This window comes from Mesorhizobium norvegicum, assembly GCF_004919685.1.
Classification (GTDB): domain Bacteria; phylum Pseudomonadota; class Alphaproteobacteria; order Rhizobiales; family Rhizobiaceae; genus Mesorhizobium; species Mesorhizobium norvegicum.
On record NZ_SMYZ01000075.1, the window covers coordinates 1 to 1,031 of the forward strand.

The following is a 1,031-nucleotide window of genomic DNA, read 5'->3' on the forward strand; positions in this document are numbered from 1 at the left end:
AGCAGGATGTAGACGTCCTCGAGCTCGGCAACCATCTTGTCGGCGTTGGTGACGAAGTAGGGCGAGAGGTAGCCGCGGTCGAACTGCATGCCTTCGACGACTTCCAGCTCGGTTTCGGCGGTCTTGGCTTCCTCAACCGTGATGACGCCTTCGTTGCCGACCTTCTGCATCGCTTCGGCGATCATCTTGCCGACCGACTCGTCGCCATTGCCGGCGATCGTGCCGACCTGGGCAACCTCTTCCGAGGTCTTGATCTTTTTGGCGTTCTTGATCAGCGTCGCGACGACGTCGGTCACGGCAAGATCGATGCCGCGCTTCAGGTCCATCGGGTTCATGCCGGCGGCAACCGCCTTGTGGCCTTCCTGGACGATCGACTGCGCCAGAACGGTCGCGGTCGTGGTGCCGTCGCCGGCGATGTCGTTGGTCTTCGAAGCGACTTCGCGGACCATCTGTGCGCCCATGTTTTCGAACTTGTCTTCAAGCTCGATTTCCTTGGCGACGGTGACGCCGTCCTTGGTGATGCGCGGGGCGCCGAACGACTTGTCGATAACGACGTTGCGGCCCTTGGGGCCGAGCGTCACCTTCACCGCGTCGGCGAGGATGTTGACACCGCGCAGCATGCGCTCGCGGGCGTCACGGGAGAATTTTACGTCTTTGGCAGCCATTTTGTACTCCTGGGCATTTCGCCCGAAATTCAGATTGGATGGTACGGATGAAAGGCAGCGGCGTGTTAGCCGATGATGCCCATGATGTCGGCTTCCTTCATGATCAGAAGGTCTTCGCCATTGAGCTTGACTTCGGTGCCCGACCACTTGCCGAACAGGATACGGTCGCCAGCCTTGACGTCCAGGGGCACGAGCTTGCCAGCTTCGTCGCGGGCGCCCGAGCCGACGGCGATGATCTCGCCTTCCTGCGGCTTTTCCTTTGCCGTGTCGGGGATGATGATCCCGCCGGCGGTCTTGGATTCGGATTCGACCCGGCGAACGACCACGCGGTCATGAAGCGGGCGGAACTTCGACTTTGCCATTTTT

Annotated in this window: 2 protein-coding genes; both read right to left on the minus strand. The window is 60.8% G+C overall.

Going from position 1 to position 1,031, the window contains the following annotated elements; all coding sequences use genetic code 11:
* A partial coding sequence (gene groEL / locus FCU66_RS29120) for a chaperonin GroEL (RefSeq protein WP_136621983.1) occupies nt 1-665 on the minus strand: 665 nt, incomplete at its 3' end.
* A 65-nt stretch (nt 666-730) separates the two neighbouring features.
* The gene (groES, locus tag FCU66_RS29125) at nt 731-1,027 is read right to left on the minus strand and encodes a co-chaperone GroES (RefSeq protein ID WP_006333965.1); all 297 of its coding nucleotides are present in this window, start codon (nt 1,025-1,027) and stop codon (nt 731-733) included.
* Nucleotides 1,028-1,031 lie beyond the last annotated feature (4 nt).